Genomic DNA, 19,201 nt, shown 5'->3' with positions numbered 1-19,201 from the left:
CAATTCCTTTAGGATGGCAGTAGCTCTACCCAGTCCTCTCTGTCGGCAATGGCCATTAATCCCCCCCCCACTGACAGCAGTTCCACCGCAGTCATCATTCAAGCGCTGCCCACCGAAGTGGTTCACCACATTGCCGCTGGCGAGGTGATTGATTCCTTTGGGGCTGTGGTACGAGAGCTGGTGGATAATGCTTTAGATGCTCAAGCAACCCACATTGACATTGGGTTGTGGCCCGAGCGGGGCCAAGTCAAGGTGGCGGATAACGGGACTGGCATGGCCAAGGCCGATTTACTCGTGGCCGCAGTGCCCCATAGCACCAGCAAAATTCGTACCCAACAGGATCTTTGGCAAGTTGAAAGCTTAGGATTTCGGGGAGAAGCCCTCCATAGTCTGGCCCAGGCCGCCCAATTGCAGATTTGCAGTCGGCCTCCCGGCAATACGGCGGGCTGGCAAGTGACCTATACCCCCCAGGGCAAGGCTGAAGGGGAGATGCCTGTGGCGATGGCCCCTGGCACCATTGTGACGGTGACAGATTTATTTGGCCCATGGCCAGCCCGACGGCAGCGATTGCCAACCCAGGCTCGGCAACTAAAAGACGTGCAGTGGGTGGTTTATCACAGTGCCCTGGCCCATCCAGCGGTCACCTGGACAGTGCACCTGGGCGATCGCCCCTGGCTCCGCCTGACCCCAGGGGACACCGCCATGTCGCTAATTCCGCAGATGCTCAAGACCGTCGCTGTCGCTGATCTACGGCAAGGGGATGACTCCGGCGACAATGCGGTTCAGGCCACCCCCGACTCCTCCGCTAACCACCACCTCTATGGGGTGATAGGTCTGCCAGATCGCTGCCACCGCCCCCGCCCCGACTGGATCAAAGTTGCGGTCAATGGTCGCCTGGTGTCGATCGCCGATTTAGAGCAAGGCATCATCCAAGCCTTTCGCCATACATTGCCCCGACATCGCTATCCCCTGTGTTTTGTGCACTTGACCGTCAACCCCAGCCACATTGACTGGAACCGTAGCCCGGATAAATCAACCCTATACCTACATCAAATGGACCACTGGGTAACCCAGGTGCAGAGGTTGGTCAATACCTTGCTGGCTGGTCAGACCGACGCCCTTCCCGAGCACAGCCACCAACAGCGCGTGACTCAGCTGATCAAAGCGGCGGAGCAGCCCGGTGCTTACAGCGGTTCAGTGGCAACCAGTATTGACCTGTCTGATCCATTACCTCAAGGAAAGATGATGGCCCTGCGGGCGATCGCCCAGGTCCACGATCGCTACATTTTGGCCGAACAGCCTGACGGCCTCTGCCTGATTGAGCAACATATTGCCCATGAGCGTGTCCTGTACGAGCGACTCCAAGATCGCTGGCACATTGTGCCGCTAACGCCTCCGGTCGTGCTTGATCATCTGTCAGACCAACAGGTCAACCAGTTGCAAGGTCTAGGACTAGCGATCGAACCCTTTGGACCGCAGGGTTGGGCCGTACGCAGTGCCCCCGCCCCCCTGGTCCAGCACCCCGCTCTAGCGGAGGCTCTGTTAGAACTCAGCCAGGGGGGAGACTTGCAGGCGGCCCAAGTGGCGATCGCCTGCCGCACCGCCCTACGCAACGGCACCCCCCTCACCCTAGAGGCCATGCAGCACCTATTGGACGACTGGCAACGCACTCGTCAGCCACGCACCTGTCCCCATGGTCGCCCCATTTGCCTGACGCTCAAAGAAAGCAGTTTAGCCCGCTACTTCAGGCGGCACTGGGTGGTGGGCAAAAGCCATGGCATTGAGTGATCAAGAGAGAATCGTAGGTAAATCATGTCATTCCGACCAAGGGGAGGAATCTCCTGAACTGCCTTAAGTTGAATGTCACTGAAATAAGCTGCAATGTAACCATTGCAAATGGCCAGAAGCCTTGATCTGTCGTAGGGTGGGCTCTGCCCACCAGCCTTAAATCAGTGACATTAGCCTTAAGTTCAATCTTTCTCAATGTACTTGCGTACTTTGTTGAGATCGATATAACAGTCGGTGGCGTTACGCAGTTCTCGGGCAATCATCCCTTCCGTAGAGACCACCGTAATGTGAGTGCTCTTAGAGCGCAACAACTCTATGGCCCGCTCAAAATCGCCATCACCACTAAATAAAACCACCTCGTCATATTGATCGACAGTATTGAACATGTCGATGGCAATTTCGATGTCTAAATTAGCTTTTTGGGAATACCGTCCAGAGTTGTCGTCGTAGTATTCTTTCAGGATCTTAGTGCGAACAGTATAGCCTAGACTAATCAGCGCATCTCGGAAACCTCTCTGATCTTGAGGATCCTTCAACCCTGTGTACCAAAAGGCATTCACCAGAGTGGCACCGCCGTCCTTGGTCAAAAAATACTCCAGTACCCGTTTAGGATCAAAAAACCAGCCATTTTTCTGCTGGGCATAAAACATATTGTTGCCATCAACAAAAATCGAAAGGCGTTTCAGACCGTGCTTACAAGACATAAAAAATCAATTTAGATATAGTTTTATAGTTAATCGGTTTAATCAATCATTAAAATTAAATTTTAAGTAGCATGAACTGACCCTGACGTATCTAAAATGTAATCGCAGCAACCCAATGGACTACCTCATCAGGGGTAATCTCCTAAGAGCTAGCCAGGGCTAACCCCATCAAGAAAGTTGCCAGGTCATGAACCGTTCCACATTTTGGCGGGGACATTTTGGCAAGAAAGATATAGCTTAGCGGTTTCCCCTAAAAATATCTAGCCCCATCATCACCTGGCCACTCCCCTGAAGCCGCTCTCTCTAACTGGCTACGACAAGCAATCTAACTACGAACCAAAATGTTCATGGCTCGATATCAGGCCGTTCAACCAGCAGTGGTGATAATAGAACCCGTACAGAATACAAGCAAATTTTAAGGACTACTGAATATTAATCTCCATAATTGAAATTTTCATAAATACTACTAATGAATATCTTCCCATTATAACGGTAGCGGGGACCAACCGTGGGGGCAATGGTTTCCTAGGTGCCGCTATGCTTGAGCCTTAGCCTACCATCATTGGGCTGCTGTGAGCGAGTCGCAGACTCTACCCCAACACAATTTCAACCATCTGACAGATATTAGCCTGTTGCGCAGGAGGCGAAATCAGTCTGTAGAATGGCATTATAGACTTTATATCCCCCTGCCCCCCATAGGGATGAGGCCACCTGGCCCAACGCTCTGGGGGCAGCGGCAGAGGAGTAGAGCCTCCTTGAGTTTACTGGTTACTAAGTGACTGAGACGCGTTCAAACATCGGATTTACCATGCTAAAACAAACCATTTCTAAGCTCCAGACCTGGTTTCCGGCCCCAGAGGTTAGCGCCCATTGCGACGGCCCCTGCGGCGTTTATGACCCTTCTTCGGCCCGGATCGCTGGTGAAGCGGTTCTGTCGATGACCAAAAAGCTAGTGGACCTGGAATTGCCAGCAGCTGGTGATAAAGCAGCCACCATTACCTACAACAACACATTCTCTCGCTATACGGCCATCAAAGAAGAGCAGGCCCAAATTGCCAAAGATGAGCTGCTCATCCTCTGGACTGACTACTTTAAGCCAGTGCACCTAGAGCAGTTTCCCGATTTGCATGACACCTTTTGGCAGGCAGCAAAACTATGCTCGGCCTGTAAGGTTGAGGTGAGTGTGCAACACGCCACCGAGTTGATGGACGCCATTCAAAAGATCCACAACATGTTTTGGGCCACTAAGAGTCGCGATATCTCTTGGTATACCGCCAGCTAAAGCGCTTGAGCTCAATTCTGTAAGAGACCTGACTTCTGCGTAGTTCTAGGCCCCATGGATTAGCAACTGCAGAAGTTGGGCCTTGATGTTGTCTAGGCTCCATGGCTATGGTTCCAGGCACCTCCCAGACTAATCACCCTGATCCTGGTCCTCCCTCAGCCTTACGATCGAGTCGGCTGAGGGACATTGCCCTCTGGCTGCTAAGGCGGCGGCAACGGTTCCGGGTGACGGGCCGTTCCATGGTACCTCTGCTGAAACCTGGAGAAGAGGTGCTGTTGAACCCCCGAGCTTACCGCCGTAGCGATCCCCAGCTAGGGGATCTGGTGGTGGCTATACACCCCACCTGCCCACATCTGCGGCTGATTAAGTGGGTGGTCTATGGGGAGGGGGGAGACTATTTTCTGGGGGGAATCAATACCGCTGCCAGTACCGACAGCCGGGATTTTGGCCTAGTACCAGGCCATTGCCTGCTAGGGCAAGTGGTTTGCCGGTTTCCTTAATCTATAGCGATCGCAGATCTAAGCGGTAAAATACAACCATAAATGGGACTTTGCTTGGCCATGGTTGACACTGCCTTTTCCAAGTCGCGAATTCGTCCTAATCAAATTCCACCCTTGGAAAACAGCGATTGCCTGAATTGCTCAGAATTTGAACACCGCTACCGGGTCATGCCCTGGGTGAAATTAGGTCGTTGATGCCCCAGAGAATGTCTCGACAATGGCCATAATCTCCGCTGGAGAATCGACTCGATAAGCCTGAATACCTAGCGCTTTAGCAGATTCCACATTACGAGCACCATCGTCGAAAAAGGCCACCTTATCTGGGGCTGCACTCAGTTCCTTTAATACATGGTCAAAAATGGCAGAACTGGGCTTCATGACACCAATTTCGTAAGATAAAAACAGCCGATCTAGTGTCTCAAAAAAGTCATAGCGATCGCGCAATTTGCCGAAATGGGCTGGATTAGTATTGGATAACAACGACAGATGGTACTGGGGTTTGAGGGCACTGAGCATGGCTTCACAACCCGGTAGAGGCGCTTGCACAATCTCTAGGAATTCGTGCTGAACAATATCCGGAGGCAATGCCAAGTCAAAATCTTGAATAAACGCTGCCGTGAATTGGTCAAAATCAGTACGCCCTGACTCAAAATCAACGGTACTGGGGGCACTGACCCAGAGATGATGGAGCTCATCGATCGGCAGGGAACGCCCCAACAACTTTCCTACCCGATCTTGCCACTGCAGGTCAATCAGCACCCCGCCCATATCTAGAAGAATGTGCTTAATCATACTGTTAAAAACCTTAAACTTTTATCAACCAATATGGGCCTGAGCAAACCATTACCTGGGGTAAATCCTTTATTGGGTAAGGCTCAGGGATGATTGTATCTCACTGTAACATTTGGATTAATTTCCTGGGCCTGAAAGAATAGTTCACGTCCGCCCGCAGCAAAGTTGGTTAGGCTGAAATTATCGATACCTCTCTAGGTTGTATGGGAGTTCCAGTGGTGAGGATAGCCCTCCCACCGCTCTTTGAGCTTAGACTCTGTCCTGGCCATTCGATCAGGCCGTCCTAACGTTTCTTTCTTGTTTCAGGGCCTAATAACTATGAATACCTTGCTTACCCCTACTGCTAAGCCCATTAACTGGGTTGGGGTCGTCTTATTGGCGTTGACCTTCTGGTTTAGCAGCAGTCTGCTGATTGACTTTGTGGTAATGCCCGGCATGTTCGTCAGCGGCATGATGACCCAGCCTGACTTCGGTACCGCTGGATATGGTTTGTTTTGGGTGTTTAACCGCCTTGAACTAGTGTGTGCAGCGCTAATTTTGACAGGCCTGCTGGTCACCCGCCAAGCTCGTCAAGAGCAGGCCGTGATGGTCAGCGGCATGCGCAGTCGCTGGGCCGTGGAAATTGCCGTGGTCCTACTGGCCATTACTCTGGTGCTCACCTATGGGTTATCTCCGGCCATGGGGGGGTTGGGTATTTCCTTGAATTTGTTTGAACCTACCCACGTTCCAGCAGCGATGGACCAGCTGCACGGGCTATATTTTGGCCTAGAAGCGCTGAAGCTGTTAGGCTGCGCCGCCTTGCTAAAGCTAACCTTCAAGGACTTGAGGGTAGACAGCCCAGCGAGGTAATCAGGCGGGTGGTCTAGGGGGCCTATTCTGGTTGGACTTACTTATGGCTGGGTAGCCCTTAGAAGGCTAATCCCCTGACGATTCTCCTGGCCAAAGTAATCTAACGGCCAAGAGGGCAAACCCCACCGCTGCCACGGCTTTGACCAACCGCTCGGGCAAGATCTGGGCGGTTCCTTCCCCGATCAATACTCCTAGGAAACTGGCCAATAGCAGCGCCCCCGCCGTGCCCAAGAAAACAGCTTTGGGGGATTTTGAGCTGCCTCCCAGGGCGATCGCGGCTAGCTGACTTTTATCGCCCAGTTCTGAGACGAAGACGGCGGCAAAGCTAAGGGCAAGGAGGTTCCAGTCCATGGGGGTAAGGGGGAAGTTAGGGGTCAGAGGGGTAGATAGATATTTAGTAGGGCCTGGCCAGAAGTGGAATCACCGTTGCTGAGGGTGTCAGGTGTCAGGTGTCAGGTATGCGGTGCTCAGGGGAAGGTACTAAGCGGGCAGGTGGGCGATATCCCACAGTAGCCAAATGGTAATACCGAGGAGGATTGCCCCAGCAGCTGTGTCTAGGGTTTGAGGCGATAGCCGCCGAGCCAGCCACTGCCCCAGCAAGACGCCAATCAAGCTGGTGGCGATCAGGGCGCTCCCAGCCCCCAAGAACACAATCCAGGGGGCTTCGGATTGGGCACTCATCAACAATGTGGTGACCTGGGTTTTGTCCCCCAACTCAGCTAAAAAAATCGTGATGAACGTCGAGGCGAATACCCGCTGGAAGCTAGCCCTAGCCTTTGGTGGCGAGGCAGTCGGAGAATCAGGGGTTGACGATGGGGATGCAGGCAATGGGCGAGAGCTAGTCAAAGACACAGGCAAGACGCTTAGAGGACATGGCTAGAGGGCATGGCGATCGCCACTTTTCATTTTTTTTTCATTATCTGCAAAGTCAGCCGCGATCGCAACCTCCAACCCCGGTTATGGATTTAATTCAAAATTCAGCCTTCTCATTCCCCCACCCTGCGGGAAGCGGCTCCTTGTTATCCCCATCCACTGGGCCACGGTTTCTCGCCAGGGCAGACACACCCGTCTGTCCCTACGTCGTCCACCCTACCGCCTGATTAAACCGCTGCATCTCGGGGCTGTCTTCGCCATAGATGTCATCAATGTGCTCCTGGCAACAGTCGATAGCGAACTCATTCAGCTCAGATGGATCGATGTTAAACATGACCTCAAAGGTGGTGGCTGTAACCCGGCAAAAGTCCGGGCGTTGATCATAGATAGTGCAGCGGCGATCGTGGGGATCGTAATGAATACACCAGCCGTTAGCACCCACCAGACTGAGGTACAGCGCCAGTTGGTCGGGGGAAAGGTACTGATCTAAATCAGGGCGTTCGTTAGGGGCTAAATAGCAGCAAGCCCCGCAGGACGTTACACATTGCCAGGTGGCCATTCAATCTCCTCAGACATGAATCAGGCAGGCTACAGACTTGAGCTGCCTTAGAATTTTGTTAAGTTATCTAAAAAATGCCGGTCGTAACCAGGTAGAATAAGCCTCGAACGAATCTAATGGTTCTAGTTTACAGGCCTGTGTTGGGAGGTTCCATGAGCTTTATCAGTAGTGTTTTCAGCAGTATCAACTTTGAGCTTATCGCTCAGTTGCTGATGCTGGCCATGATCGTGATTGCTGGACCGGCCATCGTCTTTTTGCTGTTCCTGCGGGGCGGCGATCTGTAGCCGATCTGTCAAGGACTGGTAAAACGGTAGGTTGTCTTCTCATTGGGATGCTAGTGACTAGCATCCTTTTTTTTTGGCTACGGTTAACGGCTTTAGAGGTTCCCGCCAGTTAAGTATATGGACACAATTACTGATACTGACTGATCCTTGATCCGGCCTTCGACTCCGCTCAGGCCTCGTCGCTGGTTTCGACTCCGCTCAGGCCTCGTCGCTGGTTTCGACTCCGCTCAACCAGCGACGTTGCGCCCTTTATTTTTGTCCACCGACTTATCTCCCCCCGGCTAAGGGGATATCCGAGCAAAGATATCATCCCCACGTTAAGTCAGCGATCGTAGCTACCGTAGGGTGGACATGGCTCACCACTGGGAAGAAAGTTTTCCAGAAGTCACCTAAGTCGCTAACCGCTGTTTGAGGATAAACTCAGCGATCGTTAAATCAACTGGAGTAGTAACTTTGAGGTTGGTTTCCTCCCCAGGCACCACCTGGACAGGGAGGTGGCACTGCTCGAACAGGGCGGCGTCATCGGTGACACTCCAACCCATTTGTACTCCCTTTTCATGACATTGTTTAAGCAGGGCCACATCAAATCCCTGGGGGGTTTGGGCTGCCCAGAGCCCCTGGCGAGCAGGGGTGGCGGTAATGGTGCCCTGGTCGTCCACCACTTTGATCGTGTCTTTGACCGGGATGGCGGCAATCAATCCCTGACAGTCGTCCAGGGCCGCAGCACAGCGGTCAAAGAGGGCTGGGGTGGCCAGACAGCGGGCCCCGTCGTGAATCAGCACTCGGGTGGCGTCAGCGGGTAGCCCTTGCAGACCGTTATAAACCGATTCCTGACGGGTGTCGCCGCCGACAATAAACTGCACCGGGGTAGTCAGGCCCAGATCCGCCGCGATCGCCATCAGGGCCGATTGATCGGCAGGCTGGCCAATCAGCCCCACCCAGCGAATCGCTTCAGCGGCTTCGGCGGCTAGCAAGGTCCAGGCGATGATGGGCTGCCCCATCAGGCTGAGCAGTACCTTATTGCGATCGGCCCCCATACGCCGGCCCAGACCAGCGGCAGGAATGAGAAGATGAACAGATATCATAGATACTTTGGCAATTTCTTTGGCAGTTTTTTCCAGCGCTTTATTGAAAATATTCGATTTTGTTAGCCAGATAGCCCCTAAATCTTCCTCGGGTTCCACTACAATAACTTGCGAATAGGCATGGACTTTAAATATGCGGGTACTGGCTCTGGTTCCGGGGGGGATTGATGACCAACTGCGGTTCTTTCCCATAGTCAATCAGCTAAGCAGTGAGTTTAAGACCTCTGAAATCACAGTAGTGGTGTCCCCAGAGGCCAAGGATATCTATAGCCTGTCGAAGGCCGTTACCGAGGTGGTTCCTTACACCTTTGGAGTCAGCAATAGCCCAGCCGATAAGGCTAACCTTCTGGGTATTGTGCGCGATCGCGACTTTGACGTGGTTCTGACAGGGACCCAGTCTTGGTCGGTGGCGATACTGCTATGGCTCAGCGGTATTCCCACTCGGCTGGGGTTTGCCGGGGGAGCTAACAATTGGTTACTCACCAAGACAGTCCCCCTCAAAGCCGATCAGCCCTTAAGTGCCCAGTACAGCACATTACTTCACCAGTTGAATGTGGGCAGCCCGCCGCCTCCCTTGACCATCAATGTCCCCCAGGGGGACATTGCCGCCGTAGAAGCCATGGGTAAGGCCGCCAATCTAGAAGGCGGCTATGTGTTGGCTTACCCTGGCCCGACCCATGCTGGAGACAGCTACCCAATTCAGGCATGGGTGTCGGTCCTGAAGGATTTTCAGCAGCGTCAGCCTGACCTGCCGGTGGTTCTGATTCAAACCTCCGCCACCGCTGACCCCGTCGCCGCTATTCAAGCACAATTGCCCAGCGTCAAGACCATGGAACCGGAAACCAGTGGCCAATTGGCGGCTTTAATTGCTGGGGCCAATCTGCTGATCTCTGTAGACAGCTACCCGCTCTACCTGGCTAAAGCCTTGGATGTCTATGCCCTAGGGTTACTGGGGGCTGAGGAGGTTGATGCAGCCTTAGTGACCGGTAATGGGGATGATCAGCGGCTGGTCACCATTGCCTCTAAAACCGGGCAGTTGGCCGATCTTGACCCGACAACGGTGCTACAGACCATTTGGAGCGAAGCTGCCTAAGGTTTCCCACCATGAGCAGACTACGCCCCCCGTCATCAGGGGCTACCATAGACCACGACCATCTCGGCATTGGAGGGTTAATACCTATGGATAAGATTAAGGAACAAGCAAATCAGGTCGGCCAGCTCGTTTTTGCGTCTGACACTGGCGAGCTATACAAAAAAACGTTCATCCGCACCTGGGAAATTTTGAAGGAAACTGGGATCCTGGTGTGGTTGGTCATTTGCCTGACCTTTGTGGGTGCTGAATGGTTTTATCGTACCTCTGTGGGATTAGGGCGTAATGCCCGCATCTGGTACAACGGCCTGGGGGAAAAGGCAGAAAAGTCGGAGGCCCAATCGGCGGCAAGCACAGGCCAAGCGGTGCTCGATACCGTCCAATCGGGAGCGACCTACCTGTTGAGCCAGGCCCGCAAGCAGTTGGGCCTAAAAGACCCCGAGCCACTCCCCACAGCGGCGGCCCCGAGTCAGCCTACGGTCGATAGCGCTCCCCCTGAGCCAGCCCCAGCTGCCGTGAAGGTCGAACCAGCCGCCGTAGCTGAGCCTGAGGTGGAATCTGCCCCCCCTGACCTAGATCAATCCGATGAGGACGATGCAGATGCCTGACGTTTGGTCGATACGTTTGGTCGATATAAACGGCAGCTGATGACAGCCCCCTCCACCGATACCACAGCCATCCTGGTGTTTGCCCGCTATCCAGAACCAGGACGGGCCAAGACTCGCCTAATCCCAGCCCTGGGACCCCAAGGGGCCATTGATCTGTATCGACAGCTAACGGAGTTGACCCTGGCTCAAGTCAAAGCTTGGGGCCAAGACCAGTCAGTAGACGTCACTGTGTGGTTTGCCGGTCAGGCGGTTGCCCCGATGGTGCGCTGGCTTGGGGATGACTTGACCTATCGCCAGCAACCATCTGGCGATTTAGGCGATCGCATGGGAACTGCCTTCCAAGCAGCGTTTGACCAGGGGTATCAGCAGGCGATCGCGATCGGCACTGACTGCCCCTGGCTAGATCGGGCCATTCTGGCCCAGGCGGCTCAAGCCCTGGCCAGCCATGACCTGGTACTGGGGCCAGCGAATGATGGCGGCTACTACCTGATTGGCCTGCGCCAGTACTATCCCCAACTCTTTCAGAACATTCCCTGGAGTACGGCTGAGGTCCTGGCTCGCACCGTCGCCATCGCCCAAGCCCTGGGGTTAACCATGGCCTATCTGCCCACTCTCACGGACATCGACACCCCAGAAGACTTAGCATTTTGGCAATCCCACCGCCAAGCTCTGGTTTAGCCGTTGCCATGGCAGAGAATGCTACCCTGTCTGTGATCATTCCCACCCTAAACGAGGCTAGCCACCTAGGTCGGACTCTAGATACCCTCAGTTCCTCTTACCCTTTAGAGGTGATTGTGGTCGATGGGGGCAGCACAGATAGTACTGTAGCTATCGCCCGATCGCACCAGGCCCAGGTGATCACGACCGCCCCAGGGCGAGCCCAGCAGATGAATAGCGGGGCCCAGGTGGCCACAGGCCAGATGTTGCTGTTTCTCCATGGGGATACCCAACTGCCCCCCCAGGTTGACCAACTCGTCCGTCGAACCTTGGCCCAGCCCGGTGTCGTGGCTGGTGCCTTTGACTTGGCGATCGCCGGTTCAGGCTGGGGGTTGCGGTGGGTGGAATGGGGGGTCAAACTCAGAAGCCGCTGGTTGCAGATGCCCTATGGGGATCAAGGTATTTTTCTGACGGCAGCCAGGTTTCATGGGTTAGGCGGATTCCCAGACCTGCCGATCATGGAAGACTTTGTGTTGATTCGACGCCTCCGGCAGCAAGGCAGAATCGCGATCGCGCCTGGATATGTCATCACCTCTAACCGTCGCTGGCAAACCCATGGCGTCATCTATACCACCCTCCTGAACCAGCTGATGATTCTCGGCTACTACGTGGGCATATCTCCCCAACGTCTGGCCCGCTGGTATCGCCATTGGAAAAACCCATTTAAAGCTAAGGGGTAGGAGGTGCGGGTTTCAGGTTGCAGGTTTCAGGTTGCGGCTTGCGGGTGTTATCGGTGCTTTCACACAACCCTGATCCCCCTCAGGCAAACTCTCCCCACCTTCCCCATCTCCCCCACCTTCCCCATCTCCCCCACCTTCCCCATCTCCCCCACTCTCCCCATCTCCCCCACTCTCCCCTTCTCCCCCACTCTCCCCATCTCCCCCACTCTCCCCATCTCCCCCACTCTTCACCTCTTCACCTCCCCCATCTCCCCTTCTCCCACCTGCTTCGCCAACGCCTGCCGAGCCAATCGGGTCACATATACGGTCACCGCTACCGTGGCCACCAACCCGACAATCCGAATCGTCCACTGTACCAGGGGGTTAGCCGTCTGCGGTCCGGCGGCACCAAGACGGGCTAAATCTCCGGCTAAGGAACCGATGTACACATACATGATCGTGCCAGGAATCATGCCCACAGAGCCCAGGGCATAATCCCTAAGGGACACGCCGGTAATCCCAAAGGCGTAGTTCAGCAGATTAAACGGAAATACCGGGGAGAGCCGGGTCAGCAGTACAATTTTGAACCCTTCATGGGCCACCGCATGGTCGATGGCGCTAAAGTTTGGGTTCCCCTCAATTTTTTGGCTGACCCACCCCCGGGCCAAATAGCGCCCAACTAAAAACGCTGCGATCGCCCCCGTAGTAGCCCCCACAAAGACATAGACCGAGCCCAAGGCTACCCCAAACACGATCCCAGCCCCCAGGGTCAAAATTGCCCCTGGCAAAAACGCCACAGTGGCAACGATATAGACAGCCATAAAGGCCAGCCCACCCACGATGCCCAGGCCGTCAATCCACCCTAGGGCACTGAGGAGCCAAGCTTGGGGATTAAAGCCACCGGTGGCCATGTCGGCACCTTGGGCCAGGGCCGGGGCGGCAGCGATCGCCCAAGACAGACTACCTAAACTCAACCAGATCATGGGTTTCAACCGTTGGGGTAAATAGCGATAATGTGGCTTCATGATAAAGTCCTTTGGGCTGTAGGAGGGTGAGCGATCGCGACTAGAACGTATCTCTTTATCGTTATGCCCTGATTACTGGGATCTTGTCTGATTGACGCCTAAGGGTTGGCTGAGGGTTGGCTGAGACTGGGATGGCGGCACCGAGCATCCCACCCGCAAAACCCTAACCCACCACCAGGATAGGGGCTACAGGCCGGTTATTTATCTGCTATAGTTTAAGACTGTGCCGTTATGCCGTTTGATTATTGTCGGAGAATACCCATGGGTCGTAAGTGTCAGCTGACTGGAAAAAAGGCTAACAATGCCTTTGCGATTTCCCACTCTCACCGTCGCACCAAGCGTTTGCAAGAGGCCAATTTGCAGGATAAGCGGGTTTGGTGGCCCCAGGGCAACCGCTGGGTGAAGCTGCGCATTTCCACCAAAGCTCTTAAAACCCTTCAATCTAAGGGGCTTGAAGCCATGGCCAAGGAAGCTGGCATCAATCTCAACAAGTGCTAATAAGTCCCAGGCTTTAAGCCCTCATAGCCTGACCTCAAGGTGGCAGCGCTATATTTTATCTGATCCATTGAGAATAGTCAGTTGAAGATGACGCTGCTGCTTTGTGTCAGTGCTAGCCTCTCGGTTTAGCGATCCCTAATTGCAGGTGCCCCCTTAAGTGGCTGGCCCTAAGAACGCCGCATCAAAACCAGTCCAGCGGCTACGACCCCAAAGGCTAAGAACGCTGTGGGTTCTGGCACTGCCTTTGAGTCCGATCGGCGGCTAATTTGTTTAACGAAATTGAAACTAATCGACTCGCCTGGGGCCAGGTGATGGTCAAACTGTAGTGCGGCAGCCACGTCAGTGTTACTCAAACTGTCGTTGCCGGGGCTCAAATTAGTCCGGTTCTGGTTGTAAAACTTTTGCAGCAGTATTGGATACTCATCCATGGCTACTGCTGCAGGGGTTTGATCAACGCTTAACGTCGCGATCGCCCCTGACGGATCGAATTGAGTCAAAACATTGTCGGCAAAGATAACGCTGTCATTGTCAAATACCCCCCCCAGGTCTAGGTCCAGGTATTTAAACAGGCTGATATCTATGGGGTCACGGCTGCTGTTCAGCAAGGTGACCGTTTCTTCGCGTACCGACCTAAAACTACCCGACTCAAACCCCTGCAGCGAAGAGGTCAATGAAAAATTAAGATTAGCCCCCAGCACAAAGAAATCTGCGGTAAAGCGATCGGCTGATGGTTGGCTAAAGGACAGGAACTCAAAATCTTCCAGTCGTAGGTCTCGCTGGGCTAAGTCGTTACCAAAGTTAAGAAAGTAAAGATCGGTAAAGAGGTTGTCAACCTCGTCTACCCACCAACCCTGGTGTTCACTAAATCGCAGGATATCGGCCCGGTAGGTGGAATTACCGCTTTGCAGTTCAATCAAGTCTGGCAAAGAAGACGCCGACCCAGGGGGATGACTAGCGGCAACTGCGATCGGCAAACCCCCCATGGCTACTGCTGCCCCTAGGGCCGTTATGCTTGTTTTTAAGCAACGCTGCATGGTGTGTCTTGGTAGGGGGACTGTTCACCGATGGGAGGAGTAGCGATCACTGATATCCTCCCCTAATACCGTAACGAAGCTGCAAGTAATTGAGGGGGAGGAGATCCGGGGATTTACATAATCCTTAAACGCACTTTGATCAATGACGCACTCGTGTCTAGGTGCTTAGACGGTGAAAGTAAAGAAATGTTCCTGGAGAATCAGCGGTTTTGCGGGTGATACAGGCTGAATCAGTCCCAGGGACCGACCCCGACTATCCAACCAGACCATCTGCTGCGAATACAAGCCTTTGATAGTTGATAGTATTTAGGCAGTTGCACTTATCCCTATGACCCATTCCCATCCGGTAATTACTGATCATCGTGGCATTGTGCAACGGGTGCTGCTCATTACTTTAGGATTGAATATCGTGACTGTGGGGCTGAAGGTAACCGTGGGCTGGCTGACCGGTTCCCTGAGTCTGATGGCCGATGCGCTCCACAGTGTGACCGATGGGGCGAATAATGTCCTGGGGCTGGCCACCAATCGTCTGGCCAATCCTCACCCCGACCGGGATCATCCCTATGGTCACCAAAAATATGAAGCGATTGGCGCTCTGGGAGTGGCGGCCTTCTTAGGTATCGCCTGCTTTGAAATTCTACAGAGTGCCGTAGAACGCATTTTGACGGGTACCAGCGACGTCACGATTGGTCCCACAGCCCTGTGGATCATGCTGATTGTGCTGGGCATTAATGTTTTTGTCGCATTCTACGAACGGCGAATGGGCCTAGCCCTAGGCAACAAATTTCTGCTGGCCGATGCCCGCCACACCATGAGCGATATTTGGACCACCATTGTGGTGCTGGGAGGGTTAATTGGCATCTGGCAGGGGCTGCAATGGCTAGATATTGTCCTCGCCTTTCCAGTGGCGTTACTGGTGTTTAAGAGTGGTTGGGAGGTACTACGGGAAAACTTGCCCTGGCTGGTGGATGAAATGGCGATCGCCCCTGAAGCCATCCACCAGCAAGTCATGCAGGTTCCAGGGGTAATCAATTGCCACAGTATTGCCTCCCGGGGCTTGCTCGGGCGACAAGTGTTTATCGACATGCACCTAGTGGTTAAACCCACGACCGTAGAAGCGGCCCATAGAATTACGGAAGCAGTAGAAGATCACCTGGAAGACCTCTACGGCCCAGCTCGCATTACCATCCACATTGAACCCAGAGAATATACAGAAGATGACATTACCTACTAGTGGTCTGTCAAGCCAGAGGTGACGGGTCAGAAGGGTCTACGGTATACGGTGCACGGAGTACGGTATGCCGTTTAAGGCGAGCCGTACACCGTGCCCCCCAAGTCACATCTCTCGTTATGTTTTTTTGACTGACTACTAGTCTCTAGTCAAACGAGTCATAGCGGATAACGGGAGCAAGAGTCAGCCAGGTCCCTAAAGGGACGTGCCTCTAATTAAAGTACTGGGAGTGTTGATCGCTGTAGGGGCATAGCGCTAAGGCGAGGCTCCCGCCCTGTAGGGTTAAGAACCCGGTTTCTTCGTCACGGCTCTACGAAATAATCTGCTGTCTGGCCAAGCAACCGGATTTCTGTACCGGATTTCTGTACCGGATTTCTAGGGGCGGGCAACGGCCAGCACCGCATTCTGGCCGCCAAAGCCAAAGCTAAGGCACAGGGCCACGCTGATTGGGGCTGCGGTCGGCCTGGTTACCAGGGCAGGGTAAATAGAATCGTTTTGGCCACAAACGTTCGGTGGCAACTGTTGATGGCGCAAGGCCATCAGACTAAAGGCAGCCCCAATCGCCCCAGAAGCGCCAAGGGTATGCCCTGTGGCCCCTTTGGTAGAACTGGCAGCAGGAGGCCGGGCAAACCCCTCTGACAATAATCTAGCTTCATGGGCATCATTCAGGACAGTACCGGTTCCGTGGGTATGCACATAGTCCACAGCTTCAGGCCTTAAGCCACTGTGATGTAAGCAGGCGCTGAGGGCCAGTCGGCTGCCAATTTGGTTAGGGTCAGGGGCAGTGCGGTGGTGGGCATCAACCCGGAACCCAGCCCCTAAGATTTGACCATAGGGGGGCTTGCCCGATCGCTGGGCCAGGGCCGTTGCTGACTCTAAGACCAAAATGGCCACCCCTTCCCCTAGCGCTAACCCCTCCCGCTCAGGGGAAAAGGGGTAGCAGCCCGTGTTGGCCAAGGCTCCCATTTGCTGAAAGCCAGCCAGGGTCAAGGGGGTAACAGGAGCCTCTACAGCCCCAGCGATAACGCGATCGCACTGGCCTTGACGAATCAGTTCTGCCCCTTGAAAGATCGCCGTAAGGCCAGTGGCGCACGCCACCATGGGGGCCAGAACGGGACCAGTGGCTTCTATAGACTGGGCCACCGCGATCGCCCCCATGGACGGTAAAGCCCCTAACCACTGCTCTGGTTTCGGAGATTGCTGATCAGTTAGCCAGGACATGGCCATTTGCTCCCACCGGCCCTGGTAACTGCGACTCGATCCAATCACCACACCACAATCCGGCAGTGACGGGGGCAATCCAGCATCGGCGAGGGCTTCAGTCAGTGCCTGGGCTAGCAAATCATCCAACTGGGCTGGCGCCTTACCCACCATCCCCAGGGGTAGGGGGGGGAACGCGGCGTAGGGCTGCCGTAGGCAAACTCCAGTTTGCTGGGCGATTAGCCTAGACCAGTTGATGGCAGCCGTTGGCCCTAAAGCGGTCACCATCCCCAGCCCGGTCACCAAAACAGCGGGCATGGCACTATCTTTGGAGATTGTCTAAGCCCTCCACCACCCGAGCTGACTCAATCCGGTCCCCCTGCTGGATGGCGTCCACCACATCCATGCCTTCCGTAACGTAACCGAACACGGCGTAACTGCCATCTAAAAAGGGCAAATCAGCCAGGGTGACATAAAACTGCGATGAGGCTGAATCCACCGCCTGAGAGCGCGCCATGGCCACCGCCCCGCGGCTGTGAGGTAGTTCCGGTGCTGCCGCCACTTGAGCTTCGTCTAAGGTCTGGCTGTAGATCGGTTCATCGGCCCCTTGGGGCGTAATCTCTAAGGGAATAAACCGGCGGGCACCGCTGTCAGGGTCGATAAACCCACCCGTACCCCACTGCTGGGCAGGTACATCGGGATCATTGCTCTGTGGATCCCCTCCCTGCACTACAAATGGCTCTGGTTCGCGAACGACTCGATGAAACACCAGGTTGTCGTATACCCCGCGATCAACTAAGTCCACAAAATTACCGGCCGTAATCGGGGCATTCTCCCCATCGACTTCGATCAAGATGGAGGAGCCGTTAACCACCATTTCTACCGTGGCCATGCCATTCAGGGTAGGCAGATCACCGAGGGCCGCTGGCACCTCCGTCAACTCGACCGATGCCTCTGGGTCAGTGGGTGGGGCTTCAGCAGAGGGAGAATCTAGGGGATCAGAGTTGGTACAAGCCCCTAACCACAGTACTAAAAGAGCGGCCAGGGCAATCGAAAATGTGCGACTATGCAGTCCCATTGCTTGTTTTGCTCCGAATCAATTCAAGTTAGCTCTTCATGGTAGTCCAGAAATCGGTCGTTCAGAAATTATGGCAGTCCGATCAACCTGTCAGGCTCTGGACCTGTCGCCCTACTCTGTCATTCTCACCACCCGGACAGCCTTGTCCGCCTGAGCATCACAACCCCTCTAGGGGTACCTGCAAGAACCGAGCGAGTTCAGCCCCTTGATTTTCCAACTCCGCCAGGGGAATAGGCTGCCCCACCCGAGTTAGGGGAATGTCAGGACGCCCCTTAATTTTCAAATATAAGGCTCGCTTAGGGTTTAGCCCTTCCTTGATGGCGACTCGAATCGCGGTGATCTGATCCAGCGGATGCTCAATTTCAATGTGTCGATTATCGCCAAAGAAACCATGGCGAACAATGCGTACCTGATTATTCGCCTTGTCAAACTGGTTGTAACCACCCCCGACATCCAGGGCAATCACTAACCAGAGATACGTAGCCAGTCCCAGAGCAGCCACTCCATAGAACCCCATGGCAATCCCCTGGGGAATAAATACCAACTGAGTGGGATCCGAAAAAGGCAAGAGATTTCGGCCTAGATAGCTCGATAGCCCCGCCAAGAAAAAGCCCGCCCCCCCTAAGCTCAAGACCACCGCCCAAAACATATTACTGAGGCGACGGGCACCAAGGACGGCGCGCTGTAGCGATTGGGATTCAGCGGATTGAGTTGAGGCTGCCATAGTTGTGTAAAGAAATACAAACGTTTGAAACGTCGTCTCTGATGCCCCTAGAGCAACCTTACAGGCTGTGAAGCAACAGAGCTATTGTTTATAACTCCTAGTCTAAACCGCAACAGCCTACACCAGACGTTCGACCCACAGGTCACCTAAGCATGCTAGAAGGCCAAAGCTTAATCTGGACAAGGGAGAGAAGTAAGGCTCTAGGGGCGCAAGCACTCGCCATCAGTACAATTACCACCCTCGGGCCATACGGCATGTAGACCTATATCTTTATGAGAATCTACGTATCAGATTGTAAAAACTTGGAACACTCCTTATCATAAGTAGAAACCTGTCCTGATGCAGTTATCACTGCAAAGGTTAATCGGGTTACCTCAGACAGGCCACAGGCGTTGGAGCAAGATTTTTTTGTTCTGGCTCTGAATATCTGGAATACTTAATAGTAATACAGCCCTGCTCTGAGGCAATGCTCTGCCAGACTCGTTCTGGATCCAACAGTGCCATGACCTTATATGGACTAGATGTCATATAAAGAGGATTTGACATGACCATAGCAATGGGACGCGCGCAAGCCCAGCGAGGATGGTTCGACGTCCTTGACGACTGGCTAAAGCGCGATCG

The 19,201-nt window shown here is 54.0% G+C and carries 22 protein-coding genes; 11 read left to right on the top strand and 11 right to left on the bottom strand.

Going from position 1 to position 19,201, the window contains the following annotated elements; translation table 11 throughout:
• Positions 1-48 precede the first annotated feature (48 nt).
• The gene (mutL, locus tag E1H13_RS18820; RefSeq protein ID WP_169615504.1) at positions 49-1,788 is read left to right on the top strand and encodes a DNA mismatch repair endonuclease MutL; all 1,740 of its coding nucleotides are present in this window, start codon (positions 49-51) and stop codon (positions 1,786-1,788) included.
• A gap of 182 nt (positions 1,789-1,970) precedes the next feature.
• Here mutL and E1H13_RS18815 read toward each other — a convergent pair whose 3' ends face one another.
• A complete protein-coding gene (locus E1H13_RS18815; RefSeq protein ID WP_169615502.1) occupies positions 1,971-2,492 on the bottom strand; it encodes an NYN domain-containing protein in 522 nt (173 codons plus the stop codon).
• An 808-nt stretch (positions 2,493-3,300) separates the two neighbouring features.
• On the opposite strand from E1H13_RS18815, the gene sodN reads away from it, so the two are divergent.
• Complete coding sequence (sodN, locus tag E1H13_RS18810) at positions 3,301-3,774, top strand: superoxide dismutase, Ni (RefSeq protein ID WP_169615500.1); 474 nt, start codon at positions 3,301-3,303, stop codon at positions 3,772-3,774.
• Positions 3,775-3,875: 101 nt separating this feature from the next.
• On the top strand, positions 3,876-4,274 hold the full coding sequence (gene sodX / locus E1H13_RS18805; protein WP_240966722.1) for a nickel-type superoxide dismutase maturation protease: 399 nt from the start codon (positions 3,876-3,878) through the stop codon (positions 4,272-4,274).
• A gap of 183 nt (positions 4,275-4,457) precedes the next feature.
• Here sodX and E1H13_RS18800 read toward each other — a convergent pair whose 3' ends face one another.
• Positions 4,458-5,066, bottom strand: a complete 609-nt coding sequence (locus E1H13_RS18800; protein ID WP_169615498.1) for an HAD family phosphatase — start codon at positions 5,064-5,066, stop codon at positions 4,458-4,460.
• A 318-nt stretch (positions 5,067-5,384) separates the two neighbouring features.
• Here E1H13_RS18800 and E1H13_RS18795 point away from each other — a divergent pair, with 318 nt between their 5' ends.
• Positions 5,385-5,915 carry a DUF4149 domain-containing protein gene (locus E1H13_RS18795; protein WP_169615496.1) on the top strand — a complete coding sequence of 177 codons (531 nt, stop codon included), beginning with the start codon at positions 5,385-5,387 and terminating at the stop codon, positions 5,913-5,915.
• A 66-nt stretch (positions 5,916-5,981) separates the two neighbouring features.
• Here E1H13_RS18795 and E1H13_RS18790 read toward each other — a convergent pair whose 3' ends face one another.
• From E1H13_RS18790 to E1H13_RS18780, 3 genes are all read right to left on the bottom strand, one after another.
• Positions 5,982-6,266, bottom strand: a complete 285-nt coding sequence (locus E1H13_RS18790; protein ID WP_169615494.1) for a TMEM165/GDT1 family protein — start codon at positions 6,264-6,266, stop codon at positions 5,982-5,984.
• 129 nt (positions 6,267-6,395) lie between these two features.
• Positions 6,396-6,773 carry a TMEM165/GDT1 family protein gene (locus E1H13_RS28070; protein WP_278002529.1) on the bottom strand — a complete coding sequence of 126 codons (378 nt, stop codon included), beginning with the start codon at positions 6,771-6,773 and terminating at the stop codon, positions 6,396-6,398.
• A gap of 217 nt (positions 6,774-6,990) precedes the next feature.
• Positions 6,991-7,347 (bottom strand): YkgJ family cysteine cluster protein, encoded by a 357-nt coding sequence (locus tag E1H13_RS18780; RefSeq protein WP_169615491.1) that lies wholly within the window; start codon positions 7,345-7,347, stop codon positions 6,991-6,993.
• Positions 7,348-7,499: 152 nt separating this feature from the next.
• On the opposite strand from E1H13_RS18780, the gene E1H13_RS18775 reads away from it, so the two are divergent.
• Entirely contained in the window at positions 7,500-7,631 is a 132-nt protein-coding gene (locus E1H13_RS18775; RefSeq protein WP_169615489.1) for a photosystem II reaction center protein Ycf12, read from the top strand.
• A gap of 389 nt (positions 7,632-8,020) precedes the next feature.
• Here E1H13_RS18775 and ispD read toward each other — a convergent pair whose 3' ends face one another.
• A complete protein-coding gene (ispD, locus tag E1H13_RS18770) occupies positions 8,021-8,716 on the bottom strand; it encodes a 2-C-methyl-D-erythritol 4-phosphate cytidylyltransferase (protein WP_169615487.1) in 696 nt (231 codons plus the stop codon).
• Between the two features lie 133 nt (positions 8,717-8,849).
• Here ispD and E1H13_RS18765 point away from each other — a divergent pair, with 133 nt between their 5' ends.
• From E1H13_RS18765 to E1H13_RS27380, 4 genes are all read left to right on the top strand, one after another.
• Entirely contained in the window at positions 8,850-9,809 is a 960-nt protein-coding gene (locus E1H13_RS18765; RefSeq protein WP_169615485.1) for a glycosyltransferase family 9 protein, read from the top strand.
• Between the two features lie 86 nt (positions 9,810-9,895).
• A complete protein-coding gene (locus E1H13_RS18760) occupies positions 9,896-10,414 on the top strand; it encodes a hypothetical protein (protein ID WP_169615483.1) in 519 nt (172 codons plus the stop codon).
• 3 nt (positions 10,415-10,417) lie between these two features.
• Positions 10,418-11,092, top strand: coding sequence for a TIGR04282 family arsenosugar biosynthesis glycosyltransferase (locus E1H13_RS27385; protein ID WP_240966721.1), 675 nt, complete (start codon positions 10,418-10,420; stop codon positions 11,090-11,092).
• 8 nt (positions 11,093-11,100) lie between these two features.
• A complete protein-coding gene (locus E1H13_RS27380; protein WP_169615481.1) occupies positions 11,101-11,811 on the top strand; it encodes a TIGR04283 family arsenosugar biosynthesis glycosyltransferase in 711 nt (236 codons plus the stop codon).
• Between the two features lie 227 nt (positions 11,812-12,038).
• Here the strand turns inward: E1H13_RS27380 and E1H13_RS18740 are convergent, their stop codons facing one another.
• Positions 12,039-12,701 (bottom strand): TVP38/TMEM64 family protein, encoded by a 663-nt coding sequence (locus tag E1H13_RS18740; RefSeq protein ID WP_206070695.1) that lies wholly within the window; start codon positions 12,699-12,701, stop codon positions 12,039-12,041.
• 375 nt (positions 12,702-13,076) lie between these two features.
• Here E1H13_RS18740 and rpmB point away from each other — a divergent pair, with 375 nt between their 5' ends.
• A complete protein-coding gene (gene rpmB, locus E1H13_RS18735) occupies positions 13,077-13,313 on the top strand; it encodes a 50S ribosomal protein L28 (protein WP_169615477.1) in 237 nt (78 codons plus the stop codon).
• A gap of 167 nt (positions 13,314-13,480) precedes the next feature.
• On the opposite strand, the gene E1H13_RS18730 is transcribed toward rpmB, so the two are convergent.
• The gene (locus E1H13_RS18730) at positions 13,481-14,347 is read right to left on the bottom strand and encodes a PEP-CTERM sorting domain-containing protein (protein WP_169615476.1); all 867 of its coding nucleotides are present in this window, start codon (positions 14,345-14,347) and stop codon (positions 13,481-13,483) included.
• 328 nt (positions 14,348-14,675) lie between these two features.
• Between E1H13_RS18730 and E1H13_RS18725 the strand changes: the two genes are divergently transcribed.
• Entirely contained in the window at positions 14,676-15,581 is a 906-nt protein-coding gene (locus E1H13_RS18725) for a cation diffusion facilitator family transporter (RefSeq protein ID WP_169615475.1), read from the top strand.
• Between the two features lie 372 nt (positions 15,582-15,953).
• On the opposite strand, the gene E1H13_RS18720 is transcribed toward E1H13_RS18725, so the two are convergent.
• From E1H13_RS18720 to E1H13_RS18710, 3 genes are all read right to left on the bottom strand, one after another.
• Complete coding sequence (locus tag E1H13_RS18720) at positions 15,954-17,096, bottom strand: beta-ketoacyl-ACP synthase (protein WP_169615474.1); 1,143 nt, start codon at positions 17,094-17,096, stop codon at positions 15,954-15,956.
• Between the two features lie 4 nt (positions 17,097-17,100).
• On the bottom strand, positions 17,101-17,856 hold the full coding sequence (locus E1H13_RS18715; protein WP_169615473.1) for a peptidylprolyl isomerase: 756 nt from the start codon (positions 17,854-17,856) through the stop codon (positions 17,101-17,103).
• A 157-nt stretch (positions 17,857-18,013) separates the two neighbouring features.
• Positions 18,014-18,580 (bottom strand): photosystem I assembly protein Ycf4, encoded by a 567-nt coding sequence (locus E1H13_RS18710; RefSeq protein WP_169615471.1) that lies wholly within the window; start codon positions 18,578-18,580, stop codon positions 18,014-18,016.
• Positions 18,581-19,201 lie beyond the last annotated feature (621 nt).

It is taken from the genome of Nodosilinea sp. P-1105, assembly GCF_012911975.1.
In the GTDB taxonomy this organism is placed as follows: Bacteria; Cyanobacteriota; Cyanobacteriia; order Phormidesmidales; family Phormidesmidaceae; genus Nodosilinea.
This window is presented reverse-complemented; position numbering and strand designations above follow the sequence as displayed.